At 61.9% G+C, this 12,083-nt stretch carries 10 protein-coding genes; 1 reads left to right on the plus strand and 9 read right to left on the minus strand.

Annotated elements, in window-relative coordinates; genetic code table 11:
- The first annotated feature begins 15 nt into the window (after positions 1–15).
- The gene (locus tag HX805_RS10810) at positions 16–1,521 is read left to right on the plus strand and encodes a diguanylate cyclase (RefSeq protein WP_177116865.1); all 1,506 of its coding nucleotides are present in this window, start codon (positions 16–18) and stop codon (positions 1,519–1,521) included.
- Between the two features lie 103 nt (positions 1,522–1,624).
- Here the strand turns inward: HX805_RS10810 and lpxC are convergent, their stop codons facing one another.
- The 9 genes from lpxC to murD form a co-directional block, all read right to left on the minus strand.
- Positions 1,625–2,536 carry a UDP-3-O-acyl-N-acetylglucosamine deacetylase gene (gene lpxC, locus HX805_RS10815; protein ID WP_003216227.1) on the minus strand — a complete coding sequence of 304 codons (912 nt, stop codon included), beginning with the start codon at positions 2,534–2,536 and terminating at the stop codon, positions 1,625–1,627.
- A 112-nt stretch (positions 2,537–2,648) separates the two neighbouring features.
- Positions 2,649–3,845 carry a cell division protein FtsZ gene (gene ftsZ / locus HX805_RS10820; protein ID WP_003216225.1) on the minus strand — a complete coding sequence of 399 codons (1,197 nt, stop codon included), beginning with the start codon at positions 3,843–3,845 and terminating at the stop codon, positions 2,649–2,651.
- A 65-nt stretch (positions 3,846–3,910) separates the two neighbouring features.
- Positions 3,911–5,173 carry a cell division protein FtsA gene (gene ftsA / locus HX805_RS10825; RefSeq protein ID WP_003216224.1) on the minus strand — a complete coding sequence of 421 codons (1,263 nt, stop codon included), beginning with the start codon at positions 5,171–5,173 and terminating at the stop codon, positions 3,911–3,913.
- Positions 5,174–5,188: 15 nt separating this feature from the next.
- Complete coding sequence (locus tag HX805_RS10830; RefSeq protein WP_023659197.1) at positions 5,189–6,055, minus strand: cell division protein FtsQ/DivIB; 867 nt, start codon at positions 6,053–6,055, stop codon at positions 5,189–5,191.
- Positions 6,056–6,059: 4 nt separating this feature from the next.
- Positions 6,060–7,016, minus strand: a complete 957-nt coding sequence (locus tag HX805_RS10835) for a D-alanine--D-alanine ligase (RefSeq protein ID WP_003216220.1) — start codon at positions 7,014–7,016, stop codon at positions 6,060–6,062.
- Positions 7,013–8,458 carry a UDP-N-acetylmuramate--L-alanine ligase gene (murC, locus tag HX805_RS10840; RefSeq protein ID WP_003216219.1) on the minus strand — a complete coding sequence of 482 codons (1,446 nt, stop codon included), beginning with the start codon at positions 8,456–8,458 and terminating at the stop codon, positions 7,013–7,015. The genes HX805_RS10835 and murC overlap by 4 nt, the downstream gene beginning before the upstream one ends.
- The gene (gene murG, locus HX805_RS10845; RefSeq protein WP_008434228.1) at positions 8,451–9,521 is read right to left on the minus strand and encodes an undecaprenyldiphospho-muramoylpentapeptide beta-N-acetylglucosaminyltransferase; all 1,071 of its coding nucleotides are present in this window, start codon (positions 9,519–9,521) and stop codon (positions 8,451–8,453) included. Before murG ends, murC begins: the two co-directional genes overlap by 8 nt.
- Positions 9,511–10,734: a putative lipid II flippase FtsW gene (ftsW, locus tag HX805_RS10850; protein WP_003216215.1), complete on the minus strand. Its 1,224-nt coding sequence runs from the start codon at positions 10,732–10,734 to the stop codon at positions 9,511–9,513. The genes murG and ftsW overlap by 11 nt, the downstream gene beginning before the upstream one ends.
- Positions 10,731–12,077 (minus strand): UDP-N-acetylmuramoyl-L-alanine--D-glutamate ligase, encoded by a 1,347-nt coding sequence (gene murD, locus HX805_RS10855; protein ID WP_076014386.1) that lies wholly within the window; start codon positions 12,075–12,077, stop codon positions 10,731–10,733. The genes ftsW and murD overlap by 4 nt, the downstream gene beginning before the upstream one ends.
- Positions 12,078–12,083: the final 6 nt, after the last annotated feature.

Genomic DNA, 12,083 nt, shown 5'->3' on the forward strand with positions numbered 1-12,083 from the left:
GCAGAAGTACGCCCGATGAGCCCAGGCACTACCCGCCCGCCCCGCCCCACCCACCGCCCGGAGCTGCTGCTGATCATCGGCAGTTGCGTCACGGTGCTGCTGATCATGTCGGTGGTCGCGGTGCTGCTGATTCGCGAACACGCCAACACGTTGCAGGCGGCCCAGCGCACGGCCAATAACATCACCCAACTGATCGACGCCGACGTGCTGCGCAACGTCGAGCTGTACGACTTGTCGATCAAAGGCCTGATCGCCGCCACCGAACGCACTGATTTGGCTGGGGTATCGGCCGGCATCCGTCACCTGGTGCTGTTCGACCGTTCGGAAGCGGCGCCCTACAAAGGCGACATCCTGTTGCTGGACAAGGATGGCAACGTGATCGCCGACTCAGCCCTGCAGACGCCCAAATCCGCCAACTTCGCCGACCGCGATTACTTCCAGGCCCATCGGCAGAATCCCGACCTGGGCCTGTTCATCAGCCGGCCCTTCACGGCGCGCTGCGTGTGTGACGACCAATGGCGTATCGCATTCAGCCGCCGGGTTTCCGGGCCGGATGGGCGATTCCTCGGCGTGGCCGTGGCCACCATGCGCCTGTCGTACTTTCAGCAACTGTTCCGCAGCCTGAATATCGGCAGCGACAGCACCATCAACCTGATCAACCGGCAAGGCATCCTGCTGGCCCAGCAGCCGCTGCTGGAACGGGACATGATCGACAAGGACCTCAGCCAGCGGCCCAACGTCGCGCGCATATTGCACGAGCGCGACGGCAACTTTCGCGGCACCTCCAGTGTGGATGAGGAGCACCGCCTGTATACCTTCTCAACGGTGGGCGATTTACCGCTGATCGTCGTCGTAGGGCTGTCCACGAATGACATATTCGCCCCCTGGAAGCGCGCAGCACTGGTGATCAGCGGCGCCACCGGGATTTTGTGCATCGGCCTTTTGTGGCTGACCTGGATGCTCTGCATGGAATTGCGCAGGCGCCACCGTGCCGAACAGGTGCTGTCAGAACTGGCAGCCACCGACGCGCTCACCGGCCTGGCCAACCGCCGCACCCTGGACCAGCGCCTGCGCCTGGAATGGGACCGCGCCCAGCGTTCGGCCGAGCCGTTGACGGTGCTGATGATTGACGTGGACCACTTCAAGGCGTTCAACGACCGACATGGCCATCAAGGTGGCGACGAGGCACTGCGCACGGTGGCGCAGGTGATCGAGGGCAATATCCGCCGCCCGGCTGACCTCGCGGCTCGCTATGGTGGGGAAGAATTTGCAGTGGTGCTGCCGCACACCGACAGCCAGGGTGCGCGCGTGATTGCTGAACATATCCGCAGCAGTGTCGAACACCTGCCGCGAGTGGGCGGGGATACGGTGCCGATTACCGTCAGCATCGGCCTCAGTACCTGGACCAAAAACAGCCGCACCACGCTGGAGGAATTACTGCTCAACGCCGACCAGGCGCTGTATGAGGCCAAGCATACCGGGCGTAATCGCGTTGTTGATGCCGGCGCTTTAAAGCCGTGACGCGAAGCGTCACAGGAGGCGTTACCACGCAGAGCGTAGGAACGATCAAAAAAAAGGCCGCCCGAAGGCAGCCTTTAAAAACAAAAGGAAAGAGAGTTGTTACTTACACCGCCGCGACGGGACGCATGTAAGAGATCGGTGCGGTGCTGGCATCTTCGAAGGTCACGACTTCCCAGGCATCTGTCTGTGCAATCAGCTTGCGCAGCAGTTGGTTGTTCAGGGCGTGGCCAGACTTGAAGCCTTTGAACTCGCCTATCAGGCTATTGCCCAGCAGGTAGAGGTCACCGATTGCATCGAGGATCTTGTGCTTCACGAATTCGTCTTCATAGCGAAGGCCGTCTTCGTTCAGTACACCATCCGCGTCGACCACAATGGCGTTTTCAACGCTGCCGCCGAGTGCGAGGTTGTGCTTGCGCAGGTACTCGATGTCACTCATGAAACCAAAGGTACGGGCGCGGCTGACTTCTTTTACGAACGAAGTGCTGGAAAAATCCACGCTTGCACTTTGGGTGCGGTCACGGAATACCGGGTGATCGAAATCGATCTCAAAGCTCACTTTAAAGCCTTCGAACGGGACGAAGGTGGCGCGCTTGTCGCCGTCTTCTACTGTCACTTCCCGCAGAATGCGAATGAACTTCTTGGCTGCGTCCTGTTCTTCCAGGCCGGCAGATTGAATCAAGAATACGAAGGGTCCGGCGCTGCCATCCATGATCGGGACTTCGGACGCGGAGAGCTCGACGTAGGCGTTATCGATGCCCAGACCGGCCATGGCCGAGAGCAAGTGCTCCACCGTGTCCACTTTGACGTCACCGTTGACCAACGTGGTCGACATCGTGGTTTCGCCAACATTTTCCGCGCGAGCAGGTATCTGCACCACAGGGTCCAGGTCGGCACGAACAAACACGATGCCGGTGTCGACAGGTGCGGGCTTGAGGGTCAGGTATACCTTCTCCCCGGAGTGCAGACCTACACCTGTGGCACGGATAATATTCTTCAGGGTGCGTTGTTTAATCATGGCTTGGACCGCTTCAGCGCAAATTGCGAACTGGTATCAACAAAGGCTGGCGATAATAGCAGACCAGACCTTTGCTGAACACCAATCACCTTCATAGCCCTGATACATTCCATTAATCGGCCTGACGACGCAGGAAAGCCGGGATGTCCAGGTAGTCCAGGTCATCTTGCGGATTCGGGCTGCGGGATGCAGCAGCACCGGCCTGAGCCTGGTTGCGCATCACGGTCGGACGATCCAGGTCACGATAGTTCACAGACGGCAGTTCCTGGCGCGAAGGCGCTGGAGCGGCAGCTTGCTGGCTGGCGTGGCTGGTATGGACGGTGTTGTCGATGACCTTTACAGGCTTCTCGATTTTCGCACCCAGGCCGGTCGCAACAACGGTCACGTGCAGTTCGTCGCGCATGTCCGGATCGATAACGGTACCGACCTTGACCATGGCGTGCTCGGAAGCGAAGGCTTCGATGATGCTACCCACGTCGGAGTACTCACCCAGGGACAAGTCAGGACCGGCGGTGATGTTCACCAGGATGCCGCGTGCGCCTTGCAGGTTCACGTCTTCCAGCAACGGGTTGCGGATGGCCGCTTCGGTAGCTTCACGTGCACGGTTCGGACCGCTGGCGCAGCCAGTGCCCATCATCGCCATGCCCATTTCGCTCATCACGGTACGTACGTCGGCAAAGTCGACGTTGATCATGCCCGGACGCTTGATGATGTCGGAGATACCGCGAACGGCACCGGCCAGTACATCGTCAGCCTTGGCAAACGCAGACAGCAGGCTTGCGTCCTTGCCGAGGATGGTCAGCAGCTTCTCGTTGGGAATGGTGATCAACGAGTCGACGCTTTCGGACAGCAGACGGATGCCTTCATCGGCGATCTGCATGCGCTTGCGACCTTCGAACGGGAATGGACGGGTCACGACGGCAACCGTCAGGATCCCCATTTCCTTGGCCACTTCGGCAATGATCGGCGCAGCACCGGTACCGGTACCACCGCCCATGCCCGTGGTGATGAACACCATGTTGGTGCCTTGCAGCACTTCAGCGATGCGCTCGCGGTCTTCCAGGGCGGCTTGACGGCCGACTTCCGGATTCGCGCCGGCACCCAGGCCCTTGGTCACGGCTGTGCCCAATTGCAGGATGGTGCGTGCACCGATGCTTTTGAGGGCCTGGGCGTCAGTGTTGGCGCAGATGAATTCAACGCCTTCAATGTTGCTCTTGACCATGTGGTTGACAGCGTTGCCGCCGCCACCGCCGACGCCGATCACTTTGATGACCGGGCTTGCGGGGATGTTGTCTACGAGTTCGAACATTTTCCCTCTCCTTTCATTTCTCTAGTTTTTTCGCCTACTACTTGAAACGGTGTTGCGGTAAATCTTTAGAAATTGCCTTTCACCCAAGCCTGCAACCGCTCGAACAACGGCGCTTTCGCTTCGTCGTCGCTTCTGTAGCTGTCGCGGTTGCTCGGGCCCGACAGGGAAATGCCGTCGGTCTGCTTTTGCAGCCCGTACAACAGCAAGCCCACACCGGTGGAATAAATCGGGTTGCGCACTACGTCGCCCAGGCCTTTCACGCCATGGGGCACGCCCAAGCGGACCGGCATGTGGAAGATTTCCTCGGCCAGTTCGACCGCGCCTTCCATCTTCGAGGTGCCACCGGTCAGCACGATGCCGGCCGGGATCAAATCTTCGTAGCCGCTGCGACGCAGTTCAGCCTGGATCAGGGTGAACAGTTCGTCGTAGCGCGGCTCGACCACTTCGGCCAATGCCTGGCGCGACAGTTCGCGCGGTGGACGGTCGCCCACGCTTGGCACCTTGATGGTTTCACCGGCACCGGCCAGCTTGGCCAGGGCGCAGGCGTAACGGATCTTGATTTCTTCGGCGTACTGGGTCGGTGTGCGCAACGCCATGGCGATGTCGTTGGTCACCTGGTCACCGGCAATCGGGATCACCGCGGTGTGACGAATCGCACCCTCGGTGAAGATCGCGATGTCCGTGGTGCCGCCGCCGATGTCCACCAGGCACACGCCCAGTTCTTTTTCGTCGTCGGTCAGTACCGAGTAAGCCGAAGCCAACTGCTCGAGAATGATGTCGTCGATTTCCAGGCCGCAGCGGCGCACGCATTTTTCAATGTTCTGTGCCGCGTTGACGGCGCAGGTCACTACGTGAACCTTGGCTTCCAGACGTACGCCCGACATGCCCAGGGGCTCGCGAACGCCTTCCTGGTTATCGATCACGTAGTCCTGCGGCAGGGTGTGCAGCACGCGCTGGTCAGCCGGGATCGCCACGGCTTGCGCTGCGTCGAGTACCCGCTCCAGGTCGGCCGAGCTGACTTCGCGGTCGCGAATCGCCACGATGCCGTGGGAATTCAGGCTGCGGATGTGGTTGCCGGCAACGCCGACAAATGCCGAGTGAATCCGGCAACCGGCCATCAGCTGCGCTTCTTCGATGGCGCGCTGGATCGATTGCACGGTGGATTCAATATTCACCACCACGCCCTTCTTCAGGCCCCGGGACGGATGCGTGCCGATTCCGACGATTTCCAGCGTGCCGTCGTCCGCGACCTCGCCTACCAGCGCCACCACCTTGGAGGTGCCGATATCCAGACCGACGATCATTTTGCCGCTTTGCACGTTTGCCATGGGTCCTGCCTCTTCTTAATTCTTCGCGACAGCAGGTTGCGCTGCCGTGGGCGCCGCAGGGGCCCGCCAGCCGACGGCAAGGCCGTTGGCGTAACGCAGGTCGATGCTCGCAATGTTCGTAATCTGTTCTTTCAAGGTCTTTTCATAGATGGCGATAAAACGGCGCATCTTTTCCACCAGGTTGCCGCGTCCCAGCAACAACTCGATGCCCGGGCCGGAACTGCCTGCACCCGTGGTCAAAAACCAGCTGCCCCGCTCGCGCAATTCCAGTCGCGCAATCGAGAAGCCCAACGGCCGCAGCATCTGGCTCAACGCCTGGTACTGCTGCATCACTTGCTGCTGCGCCCGCTGCGGTCCGAACAACTGCGGCAGGTGCTCGTAATTCGCCACTTCGCGAGGTGCAAACGCCTGGCCCTGGTTGTTCAACAGCGCACCATCACCCCAACGGGCCACGGGCAGTTGTTCTTCCAGGCGGATCGTCACTTGATCCGGCCACACGCGACGTACTTCGGCGTGGGCAATCCATGGCATCTGTTCCAGCTCGGAGCGCATGCCTGCCAGGTCGATGGTGAAGAAGCTCGACGCCACAAACGGGGCGATTCGCTGCTGCACGGCTTGCTGGCTGATGTAGCTCAAGTCACCCTGCACGCTGATCTTGGTGATCGGCCGGTCGGCATACGGCAGCAGGCGCTGGGCGCCTTCATACGTACCGAATCCCAGGGCCACCAGGATCACCGGCCAGAACAACGCCTTGAGAAAACCAAAGTTGGCTTTCGGCATGCGCGCCGACATCGGCTCTTTAGCCACCATTCGGCTGGCACCACGCGGCACCGGCTTGCGGCCGGGAGCGGGTTGCTGATGACGAAGCGATGCGCCGTTCATGGTCTTAGCCTCGTGGCTCTATGCTTGCTGCCAGGATCGCCAGCACCAACTGCTGGAAATCCAGGCCGGCGGCACGAGCGGCCATGGGTACCAGGCTGTGGTCGGTCATCCCGGGTGCAGTGTTGACTTCCAGGAACCAGAAGTTCCCCTGGTCATCCTGCATCACGTCTGCCCGCGCCCAACCGGCGATACCCAGCGCCTCACAGGCTTTCGCCGTGAGGTCCATCAATTCCTGTTCCTTGGCTGCGTCGAGGCCGCACGGGATCCGGTACTGGGTATCGGAGGCCACATACTTGGCGTCGTAGTCGTAAAAGGTGTGGGGCGTGCCCAATGCGATGGGCGGCAATACCTGGCCACGCAGAGTAGCGATGGTGAACTCGGGACCTTGAATCCACTGTTCCACCAACACTTGCGAATCGTAGGTACTGGCCGCTTTCCATGCGTCAATCAATTCGGCGGCTGAGTTCACTTTAGCCATGCCGATACTGGAGCCTTCATGGGCTGGTTTGACGATCAAAGGCAGGCCCAGTTCCTTGGCTGCAGAAATACAATCGTCTTCGCTGCACAGCACGCTGTGACGCGGGGTCGGAATACCCAGGCTGTGCCACACCTGCTTGGTGCGCAACTTGTCCATGGCCAGGGCCGAAGCGAGGATGCCGCTGCCGGTATACGGAATGCCCAGGCACTCCAGCAGGCCCTGCATGCTGCCGTCTTCACCGCCACGTCCGTGAAGAATGATGAAGGCGCGGTCGATCTTCTCGGCCTGCAGGCGCGACAGGAAGTCATCACCCACGTCGATGCCGAACGCATTCACACCGGCACTTTGCAGCGCTTCCAGCACGGCATTGCCGGACTTCAGCGACACTTCACGCTCAGCGCTCTTGCCACCGAACAGCACCGCAACCCGGCCGAAGTCGGCAGGTTGAATGGTCGAGAACAGGGAGCCGTAGTCAGTGGTCATTTCGACTTCCCCTGTGCGGCGGCAAACAGCGGGCTTGCCAGCAATTTAGGGGCGAGGCCACCGATGTCACCGGCACCCTGGCACAGCAGGATGTCGCCGGCACGCAGCAGCGGCTTGACGATCGGCGCCAGGTCCACACCACGCTCGATGTAGATCGGGTCCAACTGGCCGCGTTGACGGATGCTGTTGCACAGCTTGCGGCTGTCGGCACCCGGGATCGGTTCTTCACCGGCCGGGTAGACTTCCATCAGCAGCAACACGTTGGCATCCGCCAGTACATTGACGAAATCGTCGTACAGGTCGCGGGTACGGCTGTAGCGGTGCGGCTGGTACACCATCACCAGGCGGCGTTCCGGCCAGCCACCGCGTACGGCCTTGATCACCGCTGCCACTTCGGTCGGGTGGTGACCGTAGTCGTCCACCAGCATCACGTTGCCGCCGTCCACCGGCAGTTCGCCGTAGACCTGGAAGCGACGACCCACGCCGGCAAAACCCGACAGGCCTTCGACGATGGCTTCATCGCTGACGCCTTCGTCGGAGGCGATGCAGATGGTCGCCAGGGAGTTGAGTACGTTGTGGTTGCCCGGCATGTTCACCGAGACATCCAGCGGCTCGCGGTCAGGACGCAGCACGGTGAAGAAAGTCTGCATGCCTTGCTGGCGCACATTGATCGCGCGCACGTCACAGTCTTCGCTGAAGCCGTAGGTCACGGTCGGACGCTTCACCAGCGGCAGGATTTCGCGCACCACCGGATCGTCCAGGCACACCACGGCCAGACCGTAGAACGGCAGGTTGTGCAGGAACTCGACGAAGGTTTTCTTCAGTTTGTTGAAGTCACCGTCGTAGGTCGCCATGTGGTCGGCGTCGATGTTGGTCACCACGGCCACCAGCGGTTGCAGGTGCAGGAAGCTGGCGTCGCTTTCATCGGCTTCGGCGATCAGGTAACGGCTGGTCCCCAGTTGTGCATTGGTGCCGGCTGCATTCAGGCGGCCACCGATGACGAACGTCGGGTCCAGGCCACCGGCGGCGAACACCGAGGCGATCAGGCTGGTGGTGGTGGTCTTGCCGTGGGTACCGGCGACGGCGATGCCGTGGCGGTAGCGCATCAGCTCAGCCAGCATTTCGGCACGCGGCACTACGGGAATGCGGCGTTCAAGGGCGGTGGCCACTTCCGGGTTGGAGGTGTTCACAGCGCTGGAGACCACCAGCACGTCGGCTTCGGCGGCGTTCTCGGCGCGGTGGCCGATAAAGATTTTCGCGCCAAACGATTCCAGGCGCTCGGTGACCGGCGACATTTTCAGGTCGGAGCCGGACACCTGATAACCCAGGTTCAGCAACACTTCGGCGATCCCGCACATGCCCACGCCGCCGATACCGACGAAGTGGATGCGACGGATGCGGCGCATTTCCGGCTGTGGCATGGCTTTCTGATTCTCAACCATGGGCCACCTCCAGGCAGATATCGACCACGGTGCGGGTTGCGTCAGGTTTGGCCAGGCGGCTTGCGGTGCTCGCCATGCTGTTCAGTCGTTCCGGTTGCATCAAAACCTCGGTCAGGCGTGCGGCCAAATCGGCGGCGCCAGTCGTTCTTTGCGGCAGCAGGAAGGCAGCGCCCTCCCCGGCCAAATATTCGGCGTTGCGGGTCTGGTGATCGTCGATCGCGTGGGGCAAAGGCACCAGCAAGGACGGCAGACCGGCGGCGGCCAGTTCACTGACGGTCAACGCACCTGCGCGACAGACCACCAGGTCGGCCCAGCCATAGGCTTGGGCCATGTCTTTGATGAAGGGCTGCACATTCGCCTCCACACCCGCTTCGCGGTAGCGCGTGGCGGTCACTTCATCGTGGTTCTTGCCGGCCTGATGGAAGATCTCGGGGCGCAGCTCCACGGGGAGTTGCGACACCGCTTCAGGCAGCAATTTGTTCAACGGTTCGGCGCCCAGGCTTCCGCCCAGGATCAACAGGTGCGCCTTGCGACCGGCCAATGGCTGGCGGGCGATGTCCATGAACAGTTCGGTACGCACCGGGTTGCCGGTGGTACGCAACTTGTCCGCGGCACCAAAGGTCTTCGGAAACGCCTCGCATACCCGTGCAGCCAAGGGCACCAGCAGGCGATTGGCAGTGCCGGCCACGGCATTCTGCTCGTGGACGATCACTGGCACGCCGGCGAGTCTTGCCGCAACACCGCCCGGGCCGGTCACGTAGCCACCAAAGCCCAGCACGCATACCGGCTTCACTTCGCGGATCACCTTGCGCGCCTGCCACACGGCCTTGAGCAACACGAACGGCGCCTTCAGCAGGGACAATTTGCCCTTGCCACGCAAGCCGGTGACGTTGATCAAATGCAGCGGCAAGCCGGCATTCGGTACCAGATCATTTTCGATGCCGCGCGGCGTACCGAGCCAATGCACGGTGTAGCCACGGTTCTGGAACTCACGGGCACAGGCCAGCGCCGGGAACACGTGGCCACCGGTGCCGCCTGCCATGATCAGCACGTTAGCGCCCATGGTTCGGCTCCTCGGCGAAGTCGCTTTCGCTGAACTCCATCTCTTCGCTGCCCAGGTGGGTCCGACTCTCCCACTCGATACGCAGCAACAACCCGAGACAGGCGCAGCAAATCACCAACGAGCTGCCGCCGTAGCTGAGGAACGGCAAGGTCAGGCCCTTGGTCGGCAGCAGGCCGACGTTCACCCCGATGTTGATCAGGAACTGGCCGATCCACAGGAACGACAAGCCGTACGCCACGTAGGCGGCGAAATATTGCTTGGCCTTTTCGGCCCACAAGCCGATGTACATGCCGCGAACACACACGAACACGAACAGCGCGACGGTGCACAGCGAACCGACCACGCCCAGCTCTTCGGCGAGTACCGAGAACACGAAGTCGGTGTGGGCTTCCGGCAGGTAGAACTGCTTCTGCACGCTATTGCCCAGGCCCACGCCCAGCCACTCACCGCGACCGAAGGCGATCAACGCCTGGGTCAACTGGTAGCCGGAACCGAACTGATCGGACCACGGGTCGGTAAAGGTAATCAGACGGGCCATCCGGTAGGGTTGCGCCTGCACCAGAATGGTCACGGCGGCCACCGCCAGCACCACCATCAGGGTGAAGCGGAACAGGCCGACGCCACCGAGGAACAGCATCGCCGCCGCCGCGCCCATCATTACAACGGTGGCACCGAAGTCCGGCTCCATCAGCAACAGGCCGGCCATGGGCAGCAGCACGATGAACGGCTTGAAGAAGCCCATCCAGCTTTCGCGTACTTCTTTCTGGCGCCGCACCAGGTAGCCGGCGAGGTAGATCACCACGAACACCTTGGCGATTTCCGAGGGCTGCACGTTGAACGCACCGAAGCCGATCCAGCGCATCGAGCCGTTCACCTCACGCCCGATGCCGGGCAGGATCACCATCACCAACAGGCCGAAGGCGCCCACCAGCATCAGCCAACCCAGGCGCTGCCAGGTGGCGATCGGGATCATCATGGTGACGATGCATGCGCCAAGGCCAATCACCAGGTACACCAGGTGACGGATCATCATGTACAGGGTGTTGCCCGATTGCACCGCAGCCACTTCCGAGGAGGCCGAGGTGATCATCACCAGGCCCAGGCCCAGCAGCGCGAGGCAACCGGCGAGCATCGGGAAGTCCAGGTCGATACCGCGCCCGGTAATGATCGGCGACGGGTACGGCTTGATGATGTTACGGAAATTGATACTCATGCCAAGGCCTCCACGGCGCGGGCGAACAGCTGGCCGCGCTCTTCGTAGTTCTTGAACATGTCGAAACTGGCGCAGGCAGGCGACAGCAGCACCACGTCGCCCGGCTGAGCCAAGGCTTTGGATTGGGCGATGGCATCGTCCAGGGACTGCGCGCGCACCTGCGGTACGGCGTCGCCCAGGGCATCGGCGATCAGGCCGGAATCACGGCCCATCAACACCACGGCGCGGCAGTTGGCGGCGACCGGGCCTTTAAGGTCCTTGAAGTCGGCACCCTTGCCGTCGCCACCGGCAATCAGCACGACCTTGCCTTGAATGTCGGCACCCAAACCTTCGATGGCAGCGAGTGCCGCACCGACGTTGGTGGCCTTGGAATCGTTGTAATAGCCAACGCCATCCAGCTCGCGAACCCACTGGCAGCGATGCTCAAGGCCGGCAAAGCTGCGCAGGGCCGAGAGCATGGCGTCGAACGGCAAGCCAACTGCGTGACCGAGCGCCAGCGCCGCCAGGGCATTGGCCTGGTTGTGGGCACCACGGATTTTCAGTTCGCGCACCGGCATCAGGTTCTGGAATTCGAAGGCCAGGTATTTCTCGCCGTTCTCTTCCCGAAGGCCGAAGGCCTTGAAGTCAGGCTTGTTCAGGCCGAAGGTCCAGCACGGCAGACCTTCGCCGATCAACGGACGGCTCAGGGCATCCTGACGGTTCACCACCACTTGCCGCGCGCCACGGAAGATCCGGTGCTTGGCCAGGTGATAGGCCGGCAGGCCGCTGTAGCGGTCCATGTGGTCTTCGCTGACGTTGAGCACGGTGGCCACTTCAGCGTTGAGCTGGTCGGTGGTTTCCAGCTGGAAGCTCGACAGCTCCATCACGTACAGCTCGACGTCGTCGTTGAGCAGGTCCAGCGCCGGCGTACCGAGGTTGCCGCCCACGGCCACGCGCTTGCCGGCCGCAGCCGCCATCTCGCCCACCAGGGTGGTGACGGTGCTTTTGGCGTTGGAACCACTGATAGCCACGATCGGCGCCTTCGCGTTACGCGCGAACAGCTCGATGTCGCCGGACAACTTCACGCCACGGGCCGCCGCCGCTTGCAGGGCCGGGGTCGCCAGGGCGAGGCCGGGGCTCACGTAGAGCTCATCGGCACGGCACAGAAACTCGACATCCAGCTCGCCACAACGCACTTCCACGTGCGGGTAGTCACGGCGCAGCGTGACCAGCTCCGGTGGATTTTCCCGCGTATCGGCCACGGCAAACGACGTGCCCCGGTTCGCCAGGAAGCGAACCAGGGACATGCCGCTCTTGCCGAGGCCGACAACGATGCGGAAGTGGTCTGAAGCGATCAGGGACACTCGTTT

The organism is Pseudomonas sp. G5001 (assembly GCF_013385475.1).
Taxonomy (GTDB): domain Bacteria; phylum Pseudomonadota; class Gammaproteobacteria; order Pseudomonadales; family Pseudomonadaceae; genus Aquipseudomonas.